This is a genomic window from Bacillus sp. NTK034 (assembly GCF_017303275.1).
GTDB lineage: Bacteria > Bacillota > Bacilli > Bacillales > Cytobacillaceae > Cytobacillus.
This window is the reverse complement of the sequence record NZ_JAFKOJ010000002.1, coordinates 105,177-125,082: the sequence shown is the minus strand read 5'-3', so window position 1 is coordinate 125,082 and position 19,906 is coordinate 105,177. Positions and strand designations below refer to the sequence as shown.

The 19,906-nt window shown below is 42.3% G+C and carries 17 protein-coding genes; 15 read left to right on the top strand and 2 right to left on the bottom strand.

Annotated elements, in window-relative coordinates:
- Nucleotides 1-27 precede the first annotated feature (27 nt).
- Nucleotides 28-246, bottom strand: coding sequence for a DUF3892 domain-containing protein (locus JI665_RS06735; RefSeq protein ID WP_206838036.1), 219 nt, complete (start codon nucleotides 244-246; stop codon nucleotides 28-30).
- Between the two features lie 144 nt (nucleotides 247-390).
- Between JI665_RS06735 and JI665_RS06730 the strand changes: the two genes are divergently transcribed.
- Together JI665_RS06730 and JI665_RS06725 are read left to right on the top strand one after the other, a co-directional pair.
- Nucleotides 391-1,095 carry a class I SAM-dependent methyltransferase gene (locus JI665_RS06730; protein WP_206839283.1) on the top strand — a complete coding sequence of 235 codons (705 nt, stop codon included), beginning with the start codon at nucleotides 391-393 and terminating at the stop codon, nucleotides 1,093-1,095.
- Nucleotides 1,092-1,784 carry an AIM24 family protein gene (locus tag JI665_RS06725; RefSeq protein WP_206838034.1) on the top strand — a complete coding sequence of 231 codons (693 nt, stop codon included), beginning with the start codon at nucleotides 1,092-1,094 and terminating at the stop codon, nucleotides 1,782-1,784. Before JI665_RS06730 ends, JI665_RS06725 begins: the two co-directional genes overlap by 4 nt.
- Nucleotides 1,785-1,877: 93 nt before the next feature.
- Here JI665_RS06725 and metA read toward each other — a convergent pair whose 3' ends face one another.
- Entirely contained in the window at nucleotides 1,878-2,786 is a 909-nt protein-coding gene (metA, locus tag JI665_RS06720; protein WP_206838032.1) for a homoserine O-acetyltransferase MetA, read from the bottom strand.
- Between the two features lie 179 nt (nucleotides 2,787-2,965).
- Between metA and JI665_RS06715 the strand changes: the two genes are divergently transcribed.
- The 13 genes from JI665_RS06715 (at nucleotide 2,966) to JI665_RS06655 (ending at nucleotide 19,903) form a co-directional block, all read left to right on the top strand.
- The gene (locus JI665_RS06715) at nucleotides 2,966-4,654 is read left to right on the top strand and encodes a formate--tetrahydrofolate ligase (RefSeq protein ID WP_206838030.1); all 1,689 of its coding nucleotides are present in this window, start codon (nucleotides 2,966-2,968) and stop codon (nucleotides 4,652-4,654) included.
- 13 nt (nucleotides 4,655-4,667) lie between these two features.
- Nucleotides 4,668-5,195 carry a hypothetical protein gene (locus JI665_RS06710; protein ID WP_206838027.1) on the top strand — a complete coding sequence of 176 codons (528 nt, stop codon included), beginning with the start codon at nucleotides 4,668-4,670 and terminating at the stop codon, nucleotides 5,193-5,195.
- Between the two features lie 224 nt (nucleotides 5,196-5,419).
- Nucleotides 5,420-8,488: a GNAT family N-acetyltransferase gene (locus JI665_RS06705; RefSeq protein ID WP_206838025.1), complete on the top strand. Its 3,069-nt coding sequence runs from the start codon at nucleotides 5,420-5,422 to the stop codon at nucleotides 8,486-8,488.
- Nucleotides 8,489-8,498: 10 nt separating this feature from the next.
- Nucleotides 8,499-9,353 carry an amidohydrolase family protein gene (locus JI665_RS06700; protein ID WP_206838023.1) on the top strand — a complete coding sequence of 285 codons (855 nt, stop codon included), beginning with the start codon at nucleotides 8,499-8,501 and terminating at the stop codon, nucleotides 9,351-9,353.
- Nucleotides 9,354-9,450: 97 nt separating this feature from the next.
- Entirely contained in the window at nucleotides 9,451-10,299 is an 849-nt protein-coding gene (locus tag JI665_RS06695; protein WP_206838020.1) for a DegV family protein, read from the top strand.
- Between the two features lie 180 nt (nucleotides 10,300-10,479).
- The gene (locus tag JI665_RS06690; protein WP_206838017.1) at nucleotides 10,480-11,124 is read left to right on the top strand and encodes an HD domain-containing protein; all 645 of its coding nucleotides are present in this window, start codon (nucleotides 10,480-10,482) and stop codon (nucleotides 11,122-11,124) included.
- A complete protein-coding gene (locus JI665_RS06685; protein ID WP_206838016.1) occupies nucleotides 11,121-13,001 on the top strand; it encodes an ABC-F family ATP-binding cassette domain-containing protein in 1,881 nt (626 codons plus the stop codon). The genes JI665_RS06690 and JI665_RS06685 overlap by 4 nt, the downstream gene beginning before the upstream one ends.
- A gap of 125 nt (nucleotides 13,002-13,126) precedes the next feature.
- Nucleotides 13,127-14,263, top strand: coding sequence for a conserved virulence factor C family protein (locus tag JI665_RS06680; RefSeq protein WP_206838014.1), 1,137 nt, complete (start codon nucleotides 13,127-13,129; stop codon nucleotides 14,261-14,263).
- Nucleotides 14,264-14,616: 353 nt separating this feature from the next.
- Nucleotides 14,617-16,302, top strand: a complete 1,686-nt coding sequence (gene ilvD / locus JI665_RS06675) for a dihydroxy-acid dehydratase (protein WP_206838012.1) — start codon at nucleotides 14,617-14,619, stop codon at nucleotides 16,300-16,302.
- 207 nt (nucleotides 16,303-16,509) lie between these two features.
- Nucleotides 16,510-16,944: a BrxA/BrxB family bacilliredoxin gene (locus tag JI665_RS06670; RefSeq protein ID WP_009332636.1), complete on the top strand. Its 435-nt coding sequence runs from the start codon at nucleotides 16,510-16,512 to the stop codon at nucleotides 16,942-16,944.
- 79 nt (nucleotides 16,945-17,023) lie between these two features.
- Entirely contained in the window at nucleotides 17,024-17,797 is a 774-nt protein-coding gene (locus JI665_RS06665) for a class I SAM-dependent methyltransferase (RefSeq protein ID WP_206838010.1), read from the top strand.
- A 318-nt stretch (nucleotides 17,798-18,115) separates the two neighbouring features.
- Nucleotides 18,116-19,294: an LL-diaminopimelate aminotransferase gene (locus JI665_RS06660; protein ID WP_206838008.1), complete on the top strand. Its 1,179-nt coding sequence runs from the start codon at nucleotides 18,116-18,118 to the stop codon at nucleotides 19,292-19,294.
- Between the two features lie 21 nt (nucleotides 19,295-19,315).
- Nucleotides 19,316-19,903 (top strand): YpjP family protein, encoded by a 588-nt coding sequence (locus tag JI665_RS06655; RefSeq protein WP_206838006.1) that lies wholly within the window; start codon nucleotides 19,316-19,318, stop codon nucleotides 19,901-19,903.
- The last annotated feature ends 3 nt before the right edge of the window (nucleotides 19,904-19,906 follow it).

Genomic DNA, 19,906 nt, shown 5'->3' with positions numbered 1-19,906 from the left:
CAGGTTTTTTCATGTACTGTTACTGTTTTAATAGAAGCTGGGGAAATCATCAAAAGATGACGCATAGGAAGGATTTAGATACATAGAACCATCTTCGTGTTCGTAAATTTGAATACCCTCAATCAAGCCTTCTTCAGCCTCCAATAGTGCTTTACGATAAGAAATGATCCGTCCTCCGGATGTCTGGAATGAAATAATCTCATCATTGTTGTTTCTGTAGACTGCTGTCAGCTGTTCGCCGTTCATACAAAACTCTCCTTATTCATTTTCTATCAATATTGTTGACGTTTTTAACATTTTATAATCAGAGGTATTTCTGATAATCTTAGCGAATTTATAATATTGGGAACTTTTTTAATGGACAATCGTATGCATACACGGGGGGATATGATGAGCACTTTTAACTGGTCTGCAGAAGCAGAGAAGCTTTGGGATAAAAATTCGGAATCATGGAATGCAAAGAGCGCGTCAATGTGGGAGGAAGGGAGCCGAAAGGATATTATCTCCTTCTTCGAAAGGCATGTCAAAAAGGGGTCTGCCGTATGTGACCTTGGATGTGGAGATGGGTATGGATCGTACAAACTTGCTTTGGCTGGCTATAAGGTTATCGGGATTGATGTCTCTGAAGAGATGATACATAAAGCGGAAAAACTGAACGAAAAAACTGGTGCGGTATTTAAGAAAGAAGACATTTCCGATCTTTCGCTTGAAGAGAATGCACTTGATGCGGTCCTTGCCATCAATTCACTGGAATGGACAGAGAGCCCGCTGGATGTATTAAAAGAAATTCAGCGAACTGTTAAGCCATGCGGAAGGGCTTGTATAGGCATTCTTGGTCCAACAGCTGCACCCCGGGCTAACAGCTACCGCAGGCTATATAAGGAAAAAGTTATCTGCAACACCATGATGCCGTGGGAATTTGAACAGCTTGCAAATGAAAATGGATGGTCAAAAATTGATGAAATGGCTGTTTATAAAAAAGCATCAGACCAGCTTTCAAAAGGCTCGCTGACTGATGAGCTAAAGCAATCATTATCTTTTATGTGGATCTTTATACTTGAAAACAATAAAAATAAAGGGATGGGAAAAGAATGAGCAGATATTCAATTGAAGAGTTTGTAAGCCAGACGAAACAGCAGGATAAAGGAGAAGGATTATTTGAACTTGAAACACCAAGGATGCTCGAAATTAATTTAACCAGCCAGGTTTGGGCTAAAGCAGGGGGGATGGTCTCCTACCGCGGCCAAATTAAGTTTGAGCGCGAAGGGATTCTCGAGCATGGCTTAGGCAAAATGTTCAAAAAGGCACTCACTGGTGAAGGCACAGCATTAATGAAAGCTACAGGCAATGGGAAACTGTACCTTGCAGACCAGGGAAAGAAGATTTCAATCCTGAATCTCAATGGAGATGCCATCTTTGTAAATGGGAATGATCTGCTTGCATTCGAGCCTTCCATCAGCTGGGACATTAAGTTAATGAAGAGGATGGCAGGCATGCTTGCAGGAGGTTTGTTCAATGTCCGTTTAGAAGGAACAGGAATGGTGGCTATCACTTCTCACTATGAGCCGCTGACACTTTTGGTTACTCCTGATAATCCGGTATATACAGATCCGAATGCGACAGTTGCATGGTCAGGTACACTGCAGCCCGAATTTGTAACAGATGTCTCTTTTAAAACGTTCCTTGGAAGAGGAAGCGGAGAGTCGATCCAAATGAAGTTTTCAGGTAGCGGTTTTGTAGTAGTTCAGCCATTTGAAGAAGTGTATTATGCTCAGCAATCATAAGGAAAAGCCGGTTTTTGAGAGGGTTAATTCTCTCAAAAACCGGCTATTTTTCATACTTTCTGCTGTATATTAAGTTATCCGTCCACTGCACTATTAATCCCACTCGTAAGGAGTTTCCTGGTAAACATAGTAGTTCAGCCAGTTGGAAAACATTAAATGGGCATGTGACCGCCATTTATTATGGGGTCTTCTGCCAGGATCATTATTCGGGAAATAGTGTTTTGGCACGGGAACCTGCAGGCCTCTGGTTCTGTCTCTTGTGAATTCTTCTGCAAGTGTGGCTGCTTCATATTCCAAGTGGCCAGTTACCATAATTTGTCTCCCGCTGTTCGCGCTCATAATGAAAGGTCCCGCCTCTTCAGAAGATGACAGAAGCTTGACTTCCGGGTGATTAAGCAATTGTTCTGTATAAACATCTGTATGGCGCGAATGAGGAGCAAAGTAGATATCGTCGAATCCTCTCAATAATTTTTCACTTCTGTCATGGACTTCATGAAGAAAAACACCGGAGCATTTTTCGGGCAGCTCATATTTTCCAATTCCAAAGTGATAAAATAATGCTGCCTGTGCCCCCCAGCATATATGAAGGGTGGAAGTAACATTCGTTTTTGTCCAATCCATGATAACGGTTAGTTCCTCCCAATAGTCCACTTCTTTAAAGTCGAGAAGCTCTACAGGTGCTCCAGTTATGATCATTCCGTCAAATTTGCGGTTTCGGACTTGCTCAAACGTAGTATAGAATTGTTCGAGATGCATAGGACTGGTATTTTTTGATTGATGTGTGGCGGTTTTTAAAAAAGAAATGTTCACCTGTAAAGGGGTATTACCAAGAAGTCTTAAAAGGTGTGCTTCAGTTTTTTCTTTTTCGGGCATCAAATTCAGGATGAGGATATTTAATGGGCGAATATCCTGCTGTTTGGCCCTGTCCTCATCCATGATAAATATATTTTCTTCCTCTAAGATCTCCCTTGCAGGAAGCAGCTTAGGAATTTTTATTGGCAAGTGATCATCTCCCTGTGCAAAAATTCAATTAAACTTATTATAAAGACGATTCAAAATTGTATCAATGCTTTACTGTGTGAAATGCGAAAATATCAAAAGTAAATGACAATATTTTGATTCAGGGATGGTACAATATAGCTGTAAGGAACCTATACATATTGGATTTTAGGGGGATATAAATGAATGTGAAACCGATTGTGAAATCAGACATTGAAATTGCCCAGGCATCTGCAATGAAGCCCATTGCGGAAATAGCTGAAAAAATCGGACTCTTAGAGGATGATCTCGAGCTTTTCGGCAAATATAAAGCAAAATTATCTTCAGAAACCTTAAAGAAATTAAGTACGAAAGACAGCGGTAAAATAATTCTTGTCACTTCCATTAATCCGACACCTGCAGGAGAAGGGAAATCCACAGTAACAGTCGGTCTTGCCGATGCTTTTAACAGACTTGGGAAAAAGGCTATGGTCGCAATGAGGGAACCTTCTTTGGGTCCAACAATGGGAATTAAGGGCGGGGCAACCGGCGGAGGTTATTCTCAGGTCCTCCCGATGGAAGACATCAATCTGCATTTTACAGGTGATCTTCACGCAATCACCACAGCCAATAATGCATTAGCTGCCTTAATTGATAATCATCTCCAGCAGGGGAACCTGTTAAATATTGACCAGAGAAGGATTGTTTGGAAGCGTGCTCTGGATTTGAACGACCGCGCATTAAGAAAAATCATCATTGGCCTTGGAGGGCCTGTACAAGGTGTTCCGCGGGAAGATGGATTTGATATCACTGTGGCTTCAGAGATTATGGCCGTTTTATGCCTTGCATCTGACCTTCAAAACCTGAAGGAAAGGCTGGGAAAAATGGTTATAGCCTATAATTATGATAAACAGCCGGTAACAGTGGCCGATCTTGGAGTGGAAGGCGCTCTTACCTTGCTTCTTAAAGAAGCAGTCAAACCGAATCTGGTGCAGACGATTGAACATACACCGGCATTGGTTCATGGCGGCCCGTTTGCCAATATTGCTCATGGCTGCAACAGTGTGATTGCAACAGCCGCTGCCTCCAAGCTGGCTGACTATGTAGTGACAGAAGCCGGTTTTGGAGCGGATCTTGGGGCTGAGAAGTTTCTAAATATTAAAGCGAGAACTGAAGGCATTGACCCTGAAGCAGTGGTGATTGTAGCTACAATTCGTGCTTTAAAAATGCATGGCGGCTTGTCAAAAGCTGAATTGGGCAAGGAAGATACTGAAGCACTCACTAGAGGCTTCGCTAATTTAAAAAAGCATATTGAAACAATTGAAAGCTTTGGGCTTCCATATGTAGTGGCCATTAACCGGTTTATTTCCGATAGTGAGAATGAGATTTCGACTCTTACAGAACTTTGCAGTGAGGCCGGCATGCCAGTGGCACTGACTGAGGTTTGGGAAAAAGGCGGGCAGGGAGGAATTGAGCTGGCTGAGAAGCTGCTGGGAATTATGGATGAAAAAGCAGCGAAGTTCAGCCACCTATATGATTTATCTTTGCCTCTTGAGGAGAAAATTCAAACTGTAGCCCAGACGGTTTATGGCGCAAGTAAAGTGGAATACTCAACCAAAGCCAAAAAGCAGATAAGTGACTTTGAAAGCTTTGGGTGGGGCGTCCTGCCGGTTTGTATGGCTAAAACACAATATTCATTATCTGATGATCCTTCAAAGCTTGGAAGGCCATCAGATTTTACCATTACAATCCGTGAGCTGAAGCCATCTATTGGTGCAGGGTTTATTGTCGCACTAACCGGTGATGTAATGACTATGCCTGGATTACCTAAAGCTCCTGCCGCCATGAACATGGATGTAGATGAGGATGGAAATGCAGTCGGCCTATTTTAAGGGGGATTAGCCCATGTTTGACCCAACGGCCTTTGAAAATATGAAGGTTGTAATGGAAGGCGGATTTTATGACCGGGATCTGGACGGTGAAATAAGAATTGTTGATCGAAATGATATTTTAAACTCAGCTAAAATGAGCAGAAGGTATGACATTACTTTCAAAGACAATGCAGAAGGTCCTGAGATTTTCTGTACCTTTACAATGGAAGCGGGACTGGATAATCTCGCAGCTGAGCTATTGCCGCAAGGGAAATCTGGGAAGCTGGCAGGCTGCCGTATTTATGTGAAATTTATAATTAAGCATCAAATAGATTCCCAGGCATCTCTGCAAATCCGTGAAGTTCTGCGTCATATTTGGGGCAGCGGACGGAAGGTCGAACAGACTGTGAAATACCACCCTGAAAATATGAAGGCCCTGGCTGAAACAGAAACCGTCATTTCTTTTAACCGGCTTATTCATGAAGAACAGATTGATGATCTGAATGAAATGATCTCTTATATGACCGCTTCGATGAAAGCTTTAAGAAAAATTCATTTTTAATATGAATGCGTCTTGCCGAAAACAGCAAGGCGCTTTTTTGTATAGAGTTATACGGAAAATTCAAAATTATATTTACAATTACTTACTCTGATAATACGATTAAGAAGGAATGGAAAAACATTCCGAATAAAACCAAAAGGAGGAGAGGCAAATGGTTATGATTATTGAAGGAAAAGGAATTGAGAAGGGTAGACAAGACGTAACCTAGTCAGGAGGACAAAGGTATGATTCAAAGTACAGACAAAATAGTCATTGCAGAGTATCATGAGGGCTTTGCGGCAGAAATCGCAAAAATGTGGAACTTGAGCAGAGACAGCTGGGGCGGAGATACGAGTGTAATGACTGAGGAACAAGTAAAAACGAAGGAAGCGAATAATGGCAATATAACTCTATACTTAGCCCTGGATGGTGAAGAGGTCGTAGGCTACTGCGGGTTATCGGAATATAAAGAAGATACGGGTTCCCTATATATCCCTCTTTTAAATGTAAGGCCGGATTACCATGGAAGGAAAATAGGAAAGATGCTTGTGCTGAAAGCGCTGAAAAAAACCATTGAATTGGGCTGGCCTCGTCTTGACTTGTATACATGGCCAGGAAATGTGAAAGCTGTCCCGCTTTACAAAAAATGCGGTTTCTTCTGGGAAGACAGAGATGATACAACACACTTAATGAATTTTATTCCGGCTGTTCACAAGACCCAGCTTTTGAAACCTGCCTTCGAAAATCTTGATTGGTATAGCAGCAGCATGAGAGAAATTGACGTGAAGCCAGATGGAATCAAAGAAAGCGGCTTTACATTTTACGAGTATAAATGGGAAAGCGGGGAAGTGTCTGTAAGAGTCAGATTTGAAAGAACGGGCAGAGGAATCAGTTTAATAGAAACGAATGATTACTTTTTGGAACTATTCATGGATCATCATGAAGTAATCGAAAATGAAATCCAAAATTTCCAGATCAAACTCATAAATAAGACGGGAAGTCCTGTTTCTTTTAAGGCTGAAGGAAATAACCAGGGTAGAGTCGAAGCTGTCTTCGGGCATGAACTGATAGCCCAGAGTGACGCGGTAATTACCGGACAATTCATAGTGCATGAAGGGGAAGAGCCCAGTGTCTGGAAAACGCATCCTTCATTAGATGTTAAGGTGTGGGTAAATGGTGAGGAGTGTGAATTGCGCCTTGGTCTGCTGCCTAAGCAGCCAGCCAAAATTACAGGCGGTTCAAAAGGGAATCTCAGATTTATAAATCAGGAAGCTGAACTGGAAATTGAGGTAGAGAACAACCTGGAAGAAGACGCCATATTTCACCTTTCTTTTCCGCTAAGTGACCTTGTCGAATTAGAAAAGCGGGAGTTTCGAATAAGTCTTCACAAAAAAGGACGTAAGCTGTTGAAGGTGCCTTTTATTGTGAAAAACTATGGCTTCTTTCAGCCGGAAATGAAGATATTGGCAACAAAGGAGAGTGGAGACGAACTCGCTTTTACATGCAGCTCCATAGGCATTCCCATTAAAAGCTTTGGTCAAAAGTTCGGAGGAGAGTCAAAGGATTATTGGCATATTTGCAATGGAATCTGCCAGGTGAATATCAGAAAATTGGATTATAAAATAACGGCTGGCAGGAACGAAAGTGTTAACCAGCCCTTCGCTTTTTTTGCTCCTAAACTCGGGAAACCCTTTTCAACTGAATTTTCAAAGGAAAAACCGCTGGCAGCAGAGTGGTTTACAGATGATACTTCCATCACCTTCAAATTGGTATTCAAGTCTAAAGCTTTTACAGGAATTCTGGTATCATTGTATACCTCCCTGTATGGTGAAGGTCTTGTTAAAATATGGGCGGAATTGACAAATGAAGGGGATGAAAAATATGAGAACCTGTATTTCAGCCAGCCTTTATATTATGAAATGCAGCAGCCATATTTTCCGCTGGATAATGATGTAATCGAGTTTTCTGATATAAAAGAATTAGGGTTCATGGAGTTGGCAGGTATAACAGGAAATTGGCTTTTCGCCAATCATAACGGCGAGCCGATTGGATTCTGCTGGCCCAAAAATGCAAAATCCAATCCGGATGGGTGGCAATTTTACTATCAGCAGGAAACAGGCTGTTTTGAATCGGGAGATCAGATAGTATTGGCACCTGGCTATTTATCCATAGGAGCCTTACGGACATGGGAAGAAATGCAGCATTTTGCAGGGGTGGAGTCAGATTGTGGAAAAAACGTTCACAATGAGAAAGCGCTGATGATCAATAGAGGAAATCCAGTTGCAAAAGAACAGGATTCAGCAGAGTTCACTCTTAAAACATATCGTTCCAGTTATCTTAATGGCACTATTGATTTATATTTAAATACGAATAAAAAACAAACCTCAAATTTCAGTCAAGAACAGGAACTGAGGGTATTTAAATCGAATTTTCCTATTAAGGATATGGAACCTTTATCTATTATAAATGCTGAAATGACCCTTGACAGTGAAAAGAAGCATGTAAGAGATCTTTTGCTTGTGCCTCGGGGTAAGGTCCGTATGTTTACGGAAGAGCATGGCGGCAAGGCTGTTTATAAAATTGATAATGGCATCATTAGCTTAAAAGGTTCACCTGATTTTTATCCTGGTTTATTCTCATTGACCTATAAAAAGAGGGAGTGGCTTGATTCTTCCTTTCCCGAACCGGTTGCCAAAGGATGGTGGAATCCATGGGCTGGCGGCATGAAAACTGTGCCTTCACAAATGAGTGTGTTCTCGCTGTTGATGGAGACATCTTCTGCTGAATTTACCAATGTTAAAGATTCGTATGGAAACGAATGGTCTGCATTGGCCATCCATACGAAAATTGTCCATCACACCGTATGGAGAGGACTTGAATATACACAATATTTCGCGTTATTGCCGGGAGTGCCGCTCCTTGCCCATTGGGTAAAAGTGGAGAATGCAGGCGGGAAGTATCTGGTAAATGAAAAATGGATCACAGATTTATTTATAACCGGAGGCTCATTAAAGGATCTTACTCTTACATTTAGTGACAAAGGAGCAGAATCAGCATATCAGGCCGGAGTTGAGGAGCAGTCATTTGTTCTCTTAGATGGATCCCGTATTTCCAGCTGCCGATCCCCTGAAAAAATGTATGTAACGAGAAGTAAAGATAATGAATTCCTTGGAGCATATATGAATAAAGAAGTATTCGAAGTTATTTCTGAAAGAAAAGCATGCCCATTGACAAAACCTGGCTTTATTGCATTTGATGAAAGAAGCCTCGAGGGCAGGGTGCTTAATAGACTCCACAACCTGGAATTCCGCTAAAGGAGAAATTATGAAAGTCATAGATGCACATATTCATTTTTCTGATATTAAATCATTTCATCATACTGCCAATGAACTCTCATTTGTAGATTATTCTTATTATGGGCACCAGCAGGAGTTTCAAAAAGCAAATGTAGTTTTGAGCATTGCAATGGGACTTACTGAAACAGAAAATATGGGCTTTCCGGATTATGAAGCAAGAACACCTATGGGGCTTGACCTGGATGATAAGATCCCGGCTAATGTCGTTTACTGCGCTGGCATCAATCCATATGATCTCACTGAAGGGGCTCTTCAAAGGCTGGAGGATGACCTGAAAAAGCCTAACGTGGCAGGGATTAAGATTTACCTGGGGTATTATCCTTTCTACGCTTATGATGAGGTGTATGAACCCGTGTATGCACTCGCTGCCAAATATGGAGTTCCTGTTGTATTTCATACAGGGGATACTTATTCAGAGAGAGGATTGCTTAAGTATTCTCACCCCCTGGCTATTGACGAGGTTGCTGTTAAACACCGGAATGTCAATTTCATGATGGCTCATTTCGGAGATCCATGGACGCTGACGGGAGCTGAAATCATATACAAGAATCCTAATGTCTATGCCGATCTTTCAGGCCTTATTGTCGGAACAGAAAAAGAATTGAAGAAGCGCAGAGAAGGAATATTTTTGGATCATCTGAGGCATGCTTTAGTGTTTGCAGATTCTTACGATAAATTGCTGTTTGGAACAGATTGGCCGCTTGCGCCAGTGGGCCCATATATTGAATTTATTAAAGAACTCATACCTGAAGAGCATCATGAAGATGTATTTTACAAAACCGCAATAAAGGTTTTTCCTAAAATCAAGCCTTTTCTGCCATAGAAACTGAGGCTGGAAGAGAAATCTTTCACTTCCAGTCTTTCAAATAGTCTTATTTACATACATACACGTATAAATATCTTAAAAGGGGGCGGCTTTAGTGGCTAAAATTGCATGGGTAACAGACAGCACGGCTTATTTAAATAACGAGTTAAGAAACCATCCTCACTTGTACCAGATTCCAATGACCATCATTATGGATGACAAAGAATTTACTGATGGGGTTGATTTAACACCGGAAGAACTTTATGCGAGTTTAAAAACCCTGGATACCCCTCCAAAAACTTCACAGCCATCCATCGGCGCTTTCCGGGATTTATACGAAAATCTGCAGAAGGACTATGACTGTATTATCGCTGTGCTTGTATCGGCAAAGCTCAGCGGGACCGTTTCTTCCAGTGAACAGGCCGCCCAGCTGGTTGATATACCAGTACACAGCATTGACTCCAAGATATTATCATACCCTTTAACAAGATTAATCCTTAAGGGGATGGAATTGGCAGATTCCGGACTGGATAGTGATGACATTATCCGCAGGCTTGAGGCACTTCGCGATACGGGCGAAACATATGTCCTCATTGGGAGTCTTGAACAGCTTCATAGAAGCGGCAGGATGTCCGGAGTTCAATTTTTCCTGGGCAGCATGCTAAATGTAAAGCCGATCATTTCCGTTCATGATGGAGAATTAAGCGTAAAGGAGAAAGCCAGAAGCGAGAGAAAGGCAAAGGACAAAATTGTGAATCTGCTGAGGGGTGCACATGAGAGAAAACCGCTGAAGGAAGTATTCATCCTATACGGTTTACATCCGGAAGAAGCGGAAACCTGGAAGAAGGAACTCCAGGAAGAATTTACTGGTGTTGAATTTGGATGCTATTCTTTGGGGGCCACCATTGGCGTCCATGCAGGTGAAAATACACTCGGCATCAGCTGGCTGAATGGCCTGGAATAAAATAATGCAGGGACCTGGTGCAGGAAATCAATTACTGGTTTTCTGCACCATTTTTTTATCGGTGCTGTCTGTAATAATGGATCTATCAAATGGTTCTATTTATATAGAATACCTTGCCATCGTTTCTTTTTGAGACTAATGTTAAAATGGACAGTGGAGTTTGAAAGCAGGTGAAATAATGTGGAAAAAATTATACATATAACAGAAAAATTTGTCCGGGATACACTCGGAGAAGATACAACCGGGCATGACTGGCATCATATTGAGCGAGTGCGAAAGAATGCCCTTTGCATTGCCAAAAAGGAAAAAGCAGGAGATTCTTTTTTAATTGAAATGGCAGCGCTGCTTCATGATATACCCGATGCTAAGCTGAACACTTCAAAGGAAGCGGGAGAAAGGAAGTTATCTGATTTTCTGCAGGAAATTGAGATAGCAAAAGAAGTTTCCAGCAGCATTAAGACAATTATTGATTCAGTTTCTTTTAAAGGCGGCAATAACCAGAAGGCCTTAAGCATGGAAGCCCAAATAGTCCAGGATGCAGACCGATTGGATGCGATTGGTGCTGTGGGGATTGCACGGGCATTTGCCTATGGCGGAAAAAAAGGGCAGCCGATCTATGATCCCGGTCTTGAAATCAGAGGGGAAATGTCTGAAGTTGAATACCGGACTGGAAAGTCATCATCCATCAATCATTTTTACGAAAAGCTATTGAAGCTGAGGGACCTGCTGAATACTGACACTGCCAGGGAAATGGCAGAAGAGCGGCATCAAATGATGGAGCAGTATCTGCATCAATTTTTTAAAGAATGGAATGGTCAAGCATGAAGATGATCTCTGTGGAGAATGTTACAAAAACATATGGAGAGAAAGAACTTTTTACTGATATATCTTTTACAATCGCTGAAAAGGAAAGAGCAGGATTGATCGGCGTAAACGGTACGGGGAAATCTTCCCTGCTGAAAGTGATTGCCGGTGTTGACCTGCCAGACTCTGGAGAAATAGTCACGCCGAAAGATTACACCATTTCATATTCAGCACAGCAGCCTGAACTTAACTATGATTTAACAGTTCTCGAGCAGGTTTTTGCAGGAGATGCGCCAATTCTTGTACTGCAGAGAGAATATGAACAAGCTTTGTTGGAGCTTAGCCGGAATCCTGAGGATTCAGACATCCAGGAAAATCTTTTTGAACTTCAAAAAAGAATGGATACACTTGATGCCTGGGAAGTGAACACCGATGCAAAAACGATACTCACTAAACTGGGTATCGAGGAGTTCAGTAAAAAGATTGGAGAGCTTTCTGGCGGGCAGAAGAAGCGGGTTGCGCTGGCGCAAGTACTGATCCAGTCACCTGACTTGCTGATTCTTGACGAGCCGACAAATCATCTTGATTTTGAATCGGTTAAATGGCTGGAAGAATATCTGGGCAGGTACAGGGGAGCGCTGCTCCTTGTAACACATGATCGTTATTTCCTTGACCGGGTTACAAATAGAATGTTTGAACTTGAAGGCGGAAATCTGTACAGCTATAAAGGGAATTATGCTGCATTCCTTGAAGCAAAGGCGGTAAGAGAGGAAAATGAAGCAGCAGCAATTGATAAGCAGAAAAATCTGTTCAGAAGGGAACTGGAATGGATCAGAAGAGGTGCAAAAGCCCGTACCACCAAGCAAAAAGCCAGGATTCAGCGGTTCGAAACCCTCGACAGCCAGCTTGCTTCAGTTAAATCCTCCGAAAAATTGGATATGTCCCTAAGCGGCAGCCGACTCGGAAAACAGGTATTTGAACTTGAATCTGCTTCAAAAAAGTATGGCTCTCAAGCGATTCTGGATCATTTTGATCTCCTTGTTAAACCAGGGGATAGAATCGGGATTATCGGAAGAAATGGAACGGGGAAATCCACTCTGCTTAACATACTGGCAGGCAGGATTCCGCTTGACTCCGGTAAGCGCATTATTGGGCAGACAGTAAAAATCGCTTACTATACACAGGAAAGCGAAGATATGGATGAGAACAAGCGCATGATTGAATACCTCAAAGAAACAGCAGAAGTGGTTGAAACTTCCGATGGCAAAACGATTTCTGCAGCTCAAATGCTGGAGCGCTTCCTATTTCCGGCGTATTCTCACGGCACTCCTATCCGCAAGCTTTCCGGCGGGGAAAAACGCAGGCTGTATTTATTGAAAATCTTAATGTCTGAGCCTAATGTTCTTCTGCTTGATGAGCCGACCAATAACCTTGATACTCAAACCCTGACGGTTCTCGAAGATTATCTTGAAGATTTTCCCGGTGTAGTCATTACAGTTTCGCATGACCGCTACTTCCTGGATAAAGTGGCTGAGCAGCTTCTTGTATTAAAAGGCGAGGGCAAAATCGAATCCTACTATGGAAATTACAGTGAATTTCTTGAAAGCGAGAATGCCAAGCCTGTTCAGGAAGCTGATCATGCCCCCAAAAAGGCGAGGGAAACTAAGCCGAAAAAGAAGAGAATGAGCTACAAAGAAAAAAAGGAATGGGAAGAAATCGAGGGTAAAATTGAAGCGGCTGAATCCCGTCTCGAAGCGATTTCCTCAGAAATGGCCAGCATCGGCAGTGACTTTGAAAAGGGTCAGGCCTTAGTAGAAGAAGAAACAAAGCTGAATGAAGAACTTGAATACTTGATTGAGAGATGGAGCTATCTTTCAGAAGCAGCTGAAAATGAATAATTCATACCCGGGGATTTTTCCCGGGTTTCTTTGCATATTCAGAAACAGCTAAAATGCCTCGATAATCTCCTTATGTTAAAATAATACCAGTTACCATCGTGAATATATAAAAAAGGGTGATACTTTTGAGAATAAAAGCAATCGAACCAACACCAAGTCCAAACACTATGAAGGTTATTCTTGATGAAGAGCTTCCGATGGGGAAGGCCAATAATTATAAAAAGGAAAAAAAGGAAGGAGCTCCAAAGATTATTCTAGATATACTTGAAATTGAAGGAATCAAAGGGGTGTACCATGTTGCCGATTTCCTTGCTGTCGAAAGAAATGCGAAATATGACTGGAAAGAGCTTCTCCCTCAAGTAAGATCCGCTTTTGGCGAGGATGTGGAAAATGAAGGCACAGAAGACAACGGCATCGATGAACATTTTGGCGAAGTCCAAGTGTTAGTCCAAATGTATAAAGGAATTCCCATGCAGGTGAAACTGACTGACGGCACAGAAGAAAAGCGCTTTGGACTTCCTGAAAACTTTATCAGTGCTGTTTCAGAGGCCCAGGATCCTGCTGATAACGTTGTCATGGTCCGCAAGTGGAAAGAATTCGGTGTCCGCTATGGAGACTTTGACCAAGTTGGCCATGATATTGTTGAAGAACTAATGGCTGCCTATCCAGAAGTAAGACTCCAGATACTTGTTAAAACGGCAAAAAGCCCGGATAAAGCGGAGGAAAAACACGCACGTTCCCTTCTTAAACTGTCTGTCGAAGATCTGGATTCCCCGGATTGGCGGGAGCGCTATCAAAAACTCGAACAGATGGATGATCCTGAACTGGAGGACCTGCCTGTGCTTGAAAAAGCGCTTAAAGATGAGAAGGCTTCAATCAGAAGACTTGCGACAGTTTATCTTGGGATGATTGAGGATAAGAGTGTCCTGCCTCTCCTGTACAAAGCATTAAAGGATAAAACGGTCACTGTAAGACGTACAGCAGGGGATTGTTTGTCAGACCTGGGATTTGAAGAAGCAATGGACGCCATGAAGGAAGCACTGCAGGATGACAGTAAACTTGTGCGCTGGCGTGCGGCTATGTTCCTTTACGAAGTGGGTGATGAAAGTGTGCTTCCTGCTTTAAAAGCAGCAGAAGACGATCCGGAATTCGAAGTCAGCATGCAAATCAAATTGGCTATTGAAAGAATTGAACATGGAGAAGAAGCAAAAGGGTCAGTTTGGAAACAGATGACTGAATCCCGGAAACAGGGCCAGGAATAATTACAGGAAAAAAACCGCTCACAGAATGAAAATCTGGAGCGGTTTTTTTGTTGGGCATATAAGGAATTGTTCCCGGCGTCTTAGGAATGAAGGCAGCAGTAAGGAAACGACTGAAGCAAAAATGTGTGCCCGGTTTTTTATTGATGGTCCCATATTATTGAATTCCATAACTTGCATACACTGCAGTTTCACCCATTTAAAGCGAAAAATTATAATAAATTTGTAAAAATTATTGAAATTATCCGAAAAAGGGTCTATATTGGAAAGAAAATATTTGGGAGCAGGAGGCTTATCATATTATTCCCATAGAATAAGAGATTATGAATCTAGGGTAAACGGAGGTATTACATACTATGACTGGTTCACAGATGAGAAGTGATATGATCAAAAAAGGCACAGACCGGGCTCCGCACCGCAGCTTGCTGCGTGCTGCCGGGGTAAAGGAAGAGGATTTCGGAAAACCATTTATTGCTGTGTGCAATTCCTATATTGATATCGTACCTGGACATGTGCATTTGCAGGAATTCGGTAAAATTGTTAAAGAAGCAATCCGTGAAGCAGGAGGAGTTCCATTTGAATTTAATACCATCGGAGTAGATGATGGAATTGCCATGGGCCATATTGGCATGCGCTATTCTCTGCCAAGCCGCGAAATCATTGCAGACTCACTTGAAACAGTTGTTTCTGCACACTGGTTTGACGGAATGGTCTGTATCCCGAACTGCGATAAAATTACGCCTGGAATGATGATGGGGGCCTTACGGGTTAATATTCCAACCGTTTTTGTCAGCGGAGGCCCGATGAAAGCTGGCGTTGATTCAAGCGGAAAACCTTTATCTTTAAGCTCTGTCTTTGAGGGTGTAGGTGCCTTTGAATCTGGACAAATCGATGAAAAAAGGCTTCAGGAAATCGAGCAGGTTGCCTGTCCGACTTGCGGATCATGTTCCGGAATGTTCACTGCAAATTCCATGAACTGTCTGGCAGAAGGGCTGGGTCTTGCACTTCCTGGCAATGGGACGATTCTGGCAGTATCAGAAGAGAGAAAAGAGTTTGTTAAACGTTCAGCCAAGCAGCTGATGGAATTAATAAAAAAAGACATCAAGCCGCGCGATATCGTTACAATTGATGCGATTGACAATGCATTTGCCCTGGATATGGCAATGGGCGGGTCAACCAATACAGTTCTTCACACATTGGCACTTGCTCACGAAGCCGAATTTGAATATCCGATTGAACGAATTAATCAGATTGCCAACCGGGTTCCGCATTTAGCGAAGATTGCTCCTGCTTCAGATTATCATATTGAAGATGTTCATAATGCGGGCGGAGTCAGTGCGATCATCAATGAATTGCTTAAAAAGCCGGACGCTCTGAATGGAGATTGTCTGACAGTTACCGGCAAACCTCTAAAGGAGAATGTAGCAGGCAGTGAAATCCTGGATAAAAACGTAATCCGTACCCTGGAGAATCCGCATTCTGAACGCGGAGGGCTGGCAGTTCTGTTTGGAAATCTTGCTCCTGAAGGATCAATTATAAAAGTCGGTGCTGTTGATGAATCAGTAGGCGGATACCATAGAGGACCAGCCATCTGCTTTGATTCGCAGGAAGAGGCATTATCCGGAATAATTACCGGTAAAGTGCAGGAAGGCCATGTTGTAGTCATTCGATATGAGGGTCCCAAAGGAGGGCCTGGAATGCCGGAGATGCTTGCACCTACTTCCCAGATTGTTGGCCGGGGACTTGGGGCAAAAGTCGGCCTGATTACAGATGGCCGTTTCTCAGGGGCTTCCAGGGGAATCAGCATTGGGCACATTTCTCCTGAGGCTGCTGAAGGCGGGCCTATTGCATTCGTGGAAAATGGAGATATCATTGAATTGGATTTGAATAACCGTACAATCAACCTGGAAATCTCCGATGAAGAATTTGAAGAACGCAAAGCCAATTGGCAAGGCTTCGAGCCAAAGGTCAAAAAAGGGTATCTTGCCCGTTATTCGAAGCTTGTAACCAATGCCAGCACAGGCGGCGTTATGAAAATTTAATAATGTTAAGAAAGCCGGTCATTTATGACTGGCTTTCTTGGTGATAAGAGTTTTTGGCCGATATGTATGTGATTTAGGACGATAGAATACCGTAATAGGACGATAAAACGGATTACAAAGTAATACCCGGCATAGAAAAATTGCATAAAGATCATACGTTATAGTATGCTTACTTTACAAACTGCAGCTTAAGGAGGAGGCAATTTTATGTCTATGGCATATGAAGAATATATGAAACAAATGGTAAAGCCGATGCGTGAGGAGCTTGTACAGGCTGGTTTTAAAGAGCTGACGGCTTCAGAGGATGTAGAGCAGTTTATGGAAGGTCTTGAAGGAACAGCTCTTGTTGTTGTCAATTCAGTTTGCGGCTGTGCTGCTGGACTGGCTCGGCCGGCAGCTACACAGGCCGTTTTACGCAGTGAAAAGAAACCTGATCATTTAGTGACGGTGTTTGCAGGACAGGATAAAGAAGCTACAGCTAAAATGCGCGAGTACTTTGATGGATATGAGCCTTCATCTCCTTCTATGGCTGTTTTAAAAGGGAAGGAAGTTGTGCACTTCATTCACCGCCATGATATTGAAGACCATTCCATGGAAGCGATCATGGAAAATCTTCTTGCGGCTTTTGAGGCGAATTGCTGAGAATATAAAGATTAAACAAAACGGGGTGTCTGCTGGCACCCTTTTTTTATAGCAAAATTAAGAAATTCAGGTGAACACAATGATTATTACAACTGCCGGACGCACCAATGAAGCAATGAAAGAAAAAGCAAAAAACATTGCCGAACAATTGGGTGCAGAATATATCAGCAGGAATAAAAGGTCTGTAGGAATGATCCAAAAACAAGTTCCTGAAGACTGCATAGTAGTTGGAAAAGAACGTTTGGAGCTATTTCCGATAGGTGAAAGCCAGCCATTCTTCTTTCATCCCAGTTCAGCGATGTTCAGAGTAAAGCGTCTCCTAAAAGGAGAGGGTGATCCTTTTCTTCAGGCTGCGGGGCTTAAAGAAGGCAGCAGTATTCTAGATTGTACCCTTGGACTGGCCTCGGACAGCATAACAGCCAGTTATGCAGCAGGGAGTAAAGGCAAAGTTACAGGGCTGGAAGGAAATAAATATCTTTCCTTCTTGGTGGCGAATGGCCTTAGACAATGGGACTCGGGGCTTGATAGTATGAATCAGGCAATGAGAAGAATAAAGGTGGAGTCGTCAATGGCCCTTCCTTATTTGAAAAAATTGCCCCCGGACAGTTATGACGTTGTCTATTTTGATCCCATGTTTGAAGAAAAAATCCTTGAGTCAGAGGGGATTAAAGCACTGAGGAACTTTGCTGTTTATGAGGACCTGTCAGAGGAAGTTATTTTTCATGCAAAAAGAGCAGCCAGACAGAGAGTGGTTCTGAAGGATCACTTTAGAAGTTCAAGGTTTGACCGATATGGCTTCAAAGTAATTGAAAGAAAGTCATCGAAATTTCATTTTGGGGTAATTGAAAAATAAGAAAAAGTGCCTGAATACCAGGCACCTTCTTATTTAATCTGCGATGGCCAGATAAACAAAGTAAGCCATCAGCAAAAGGCTTGCAATAACAAAGAATACAGACCAATCCATTTGAATTTCCCCCTTTTTATTCTCCTCGGCTTGAAGAACACGATTTGTTCTTATTATTCCCCGCTTTGCTGCTTTATAATCCGGCAAATATATTTTTTACTATATATCTATTGTTCTTTTTAAGGATACATGAAATCAATTTAAATTTGGTTTGAAAAGAAGTATAATAGAAAAATAGAATTGAGATACATAGCGAGGAAGGATACTATGGAATTTCCTATTTCAAAAAGAATGGCTTCTTTTCCGGAAAGTGTGTTTGCTGAATTGTCCCAAATTAAGAATTCGAAACTTTCAGACGGAATTCCGGTGATTGATTTGAGCATTGGCAGCCCTGATTTGCCCCCTCCCGCTTTTGTTATGGAGGAGTTAGCAAGAGGAACCCGGGAACCAGAATTATATGGGTACTCGTTAACAGGTACAAATGAATTTCATTCTGCAGTCTGCAGCTATTATAAACGAAATTTTGAAGTAGATCTTGAAACTTCAGAGGTGCTGCTTTTAATGGGTTCCCAGGACGGTCTGGTTCATTTGCCGATGGTTCTGTGTGACCCTGGAGAGTATATCCTTGTCCCGGACCCTGGATATACTGCTTATGCTGCAGGTGCAGCATTGGCCGGGGCACAGATGTACGGCATGCCCTTAAAAAAGGACAGTAGCTTCCTGCCGGATTTTGATGAAATCCCTGATGAAATACTCGCAAACACGAAATTAATGATTCTGAATTTCCCCGGCAATCCTGTTCCTGCAATGGCGACAGAAGAGTTTTTTCTTCAGGTGATCCAACTAGCAAAGAAGTACGGCTTTGCTGTATTGCATGATTTTGCTTATTCAGAACTTTATTATGAGAAGAAACCTCTAAGTTTTTTGTCTGTTACAGGGGCAATGGATGTAGGGATTGAAATGAATTCACTATCAAAAAGCTTTAATATGGCAGGATGCAGGGTGGCATATGCTGCCGGTAATCAGCAGCTTATTGCGTTGCTGGCCAATTTCAAATCCAATTTGGATTATGGGGTATTCTTGCCGGTGCAGTCAGCTGCAGTGAAAGCATTGAATGATCAGTCCTCTTTTTTGCAGGATTTGAGAGAAACATATAGAAAAAGAAGAGATGTATTATTAAAAGAGCTGAAAAATATCGGGTGGGATATCAGCAAGCCGGAGGGGTCAATGTTCTTGTGGGCAGAGGTTCCAAATGGATACAGCTCCTCCCGGGATTTTGCGGTTGATTTGATTAACCGCGCCGGCGTAGTCGTAACCCCTGGAAGTGCCTTTGGCCAATGGGGTGAGGGATATGTCCGGATTGCACTTGTTCAGCCCGAAGATGTATTAAAGCAAGCTGCCGCAAATATTGAAAAAAGCGGCATATTTAAGAAAATCCTTGCTTAGCAGAAAGGAAGGCGAAAAAACATGCCGAATTGGCTGAGAAAATCCTTTGTTGTACTTGTTACCATTTTAACATTTGGCCTCGTCACACCTTCTCAGGCTTTTCTATATGAAAATACCAGCCAGTTAAAAGCTTCTAGAGCTTCTGATGTGGAAAACTCGGAAAACAGTGCAGAACTTGCTGAAGAGGAAGATACTAATTTTGATAAAGATGACTTTATCAGGCAAATGCTTATAGAAGCTGAGGCACAATCATATGAAAAGTTTGGTGCAAAGATAGGCCCTGTTATTGAAGATGAGTTTAACGAGGTGATACTTCCAAATATTGAGAAAGCCATCCAGGAGGTGGCGGTGCAATTTCCCGAAGAAAGTCTTGCTCACTTAAAGGTTACAGAAACTCCAGGGGGCGGTTTGTCGGAAAAAATCTTCCATATCACCAATAGCAAGGCGAATGAAGATGTCATTCGCTTCCATGTAAGAAGGGACCATCCTCCACAGCAGGGATACTGGTTTAATTTTCACTATCACACACACCATGATAATTTTCAGACACACCATGAACTTGGATCAATTTATTGGAATAAAAACACTCCGCCGAAATGGATGACTTAAATA